Genomic DNA, 2,253 nt, shown 5'->3' with positions numbered 1-2,253 from the left:
GGTCCCGGCGTTCGACGTCGCGGCCGTCTGCTCGGGCTTCCTGTACGGGCTCGCCTCCGCCTCGGGGCTCATCGMCTCGGGGGTCGCGGAGCGGGTGCTGCTGGTCGCCGCCGACGYGKTCACCACCATCATCAACCCGGCGGACCGCACCACCGCCGTGATCTTCGCGGACGGCGCGGGCGCCGTGGTCCTGCGGGCCGGTGAGCCGGACGAGCCGGGCGCGGTCGGCCCTCTGGTCCTCGGCAGCGACGGCGAGCTGAGCCATCTCATCGAGGTGCCGGCCGGCGGCTCCCGGCAGCGCTCGACGGGCACCCCGCCCGAGCCCGGCGACGAGTACTTCCGGATGGTCGGCCGCGACACCTACCGGCACGCGGTGGAGCGGATGACCGCCACGTCCCAGGAGGCGGCCGAACTCTCCGGCTGGACCCTCGCGGACGTGGACCGGTTCGCCGCGCACCAGGCCAACGCCCGCATCCTCGACTCGGTCGCCGAACGGCTCGGCATCCCCGCCGAACGGCAGCTCAGCAACATCGAACAGGTCGGCAACACCGGGGGCGCCTCGCTCCCGCTGCTGCTGTCCCAGGCCGCCGCCGACGGCCGGCTCGCCGCAGGTCACCGGGTACTGCTCACCGCGTTCGGCGGCGGGCTCTCCTGGGGGTCGACGACGCTCGTCTGGCCCGAAGTGCAGTCCGTCTGACGCCTGCCGGCGCCGGGCGGTACCTCCTCAAGACCCGTACGCCGAACGGCGCGTACGCCTTCCGAAAGGGATCGTCATGCTGGAGCAGCTCAAGGAAATCCTGTCCAACAAGCTCAAGGTGTCCCCCGAGGCCATCACCCCCGAGGCCACCAAGGACGACATCGAGCTGGACTCGCTCGCCGTGGTGGAGCTGTCGCTGCTGCTCAAGTCCGAACTGGACATCGACGTCAGCGACGACGACCTCCTGGAGGCCGACACCGTGGCCGACATGGTGGAGCTCATGGAGACGAGGAGCGCGAAGGTCTGATGGCCGGCATCGACATCGCCGTCACCGGGCTCGGCCTCGTCACCCCCGGCGGTATCGGGGTGGGGCCGAGCTGGGCGGCGGTCTGCGAGGGCAGGTCGGGCGCGGCGTTCGATCCCGTACTGGCGGACAACCCGGTACGGATCTCCTGCCGTGTACCCGGCTTCGACCCCGAAGCGCTGCTGTCGGCCCGCCGGGCCCTCCGCCTCGACCGTTTCGTCCAGTTCGCCCTCGTCGCCGCCAGAGAAGCCATCGCCGACGCCGGGCTCGACCCGCAGACCTGGGACGGTGCCCGGGTCGGCGTGGTGCTCGGCTGCGCCGACGGCGGACCCGGCACGGTCGAGGAACAGCACCACGCCCTGCGGGAGAAGGGCGCCGACCGGGTCTCACCGCTGCTGCTCCCGATGCAGCTCCCGAACATGCTGGCCGGTCAGACGGCCATCGAGTTCGGGGCGACGGGACCCAACCTGGTGGTGGCCACCGCCTGCGCGTCCGGGGCGACGGCCATCGGCACGGCCAGGGACCTGCTGGCCCTCGGCCGCTGCGACGTCGTCCTCGCGGGCGGCAGCGAGGCCATGATCACCCCACTGGTGATGGCCGGATTCGCGCAGATGGGCGCCCTGTCCAAGCGCGAGGACGACCCCACGCACGCGTCACGCCCGTTCGACGCCGAGCGGGACGGCTTCGTCGCGGGTGAGGGCGCGGGCATCCTCGTCATGGAACGCGTCGAGGACGCCAGGGCCCGCGGGGCGCACGTGCACGGCCGGATCATCGGCTACGGCGCCACCGCCGACGCCCATCACATGACGTCGCCGCATCCGGACGGCTCCGGGGTCGAGGCGGCCGTTCGCGCGGCCCTCGCCGACGCCGGGGCCGATCCGGACGACGTCCAGCACGTGAACGCGCACGGCACCTCGACACCGCTCAACGACATCGCCGAGGCGAGGATGGTGAAACGGACCCTCCAGGGGGACCCGCTCGTCACCTCGACCAAGGGCGTGACCGGCCATCTCCTCGGCGCGGCCGGCGCGGTGGAGGCGGCGTTCACGCTGCTGAGCATCGAGCACGAACTGGTGCCGCCCATCGCCAACCTGGTGATGCCCGACCCGGAGGTCGACATCAAGCTCGCCTACACGGCGACCTCCATGCCCATCGATCTGGCGCTCAGCAATTCCTGCGGGTTCGGCGGGCAGAACACCGTCCTGGCCCTCGCTCCCGCGTGAGTGCCGGAGCGGACCCGCTCCTCCCACCC

3 protein-coding genes are annotated in these 2,253 nt (G+C 72.3%); all 3 read left to right on the top strand.

Annotated features, from left to right (window positions below; translation table 11 throughout):
* Window positions 1–697 (top strand): 3-oxoacyl-[acyl-carrier-protein] synthase III C-terminal domain-containing protein (locus AB8Z36_RS38155; protein WP_369217958.1); only part of this gene is annotated, 697 nt, incomplete at its 5' end.
* Window positions 698–773: 76 nt separating this feature from the next.
* Window positions 774–1,004: an acyl carrier protein gene (locus AB8Z36_RS38150; protein WP_062780863.1), complete on the top strand. Its 231-nt coding sequence runs from the start codon at window positions 774–776 to the stop codon at window positions 1,002–1,004.
* Window positions 1,004–2,224, top strand: coding sequence for a beta-ketoacyl-[acyl-carrier-protein] synthase family protein (locus AB8Z36_RS38145; protein WP_369217957.1), 1,221 nt, complete (start codon window positions 1,004–1,006; stop codon window positions 2,222–2,224). The genes AB8Z36_RS38150 and AB8Z36_RS38145 overlap by 1 nt, the downstream gene beginning before the upstream one ends.
* The last annotated feature ends 29 nt before the right edge of the window (window positions 2,225–2,253 follow it).

The sequence above is a fragment of the Streptomyces flavofungini genome, assembly GCF_041028215.1.
Taxonomy (GTDB): Bacteria; Actinomycetota; Actinomycetes; order Streptomycetales; family Streptomycetaceae; genus Streptomyces; species Streptomyces flavofungini_B.
This window is presented reverse-complemented; position numbering and strand designations above follow the sequence as displayed.

Excerpts from the sequence above, each read along its gene's own strand:
- AB8Z36_RS38150 (WP_062780863.1), top strand. The coding sequence starts at position 774 with ATGCTGGAGCAGCTCAAGGAAATCCTGTCCAACAAGCTCAAGGTGTCC.
- AB8Z36_RS38145 (WP_369217957.1), top strand. The coding sequence starts at position 1,004 with ATGGCCGGCATCGACATCGCCGTCACCGGGCTCGGCCTCGTCACCCCC.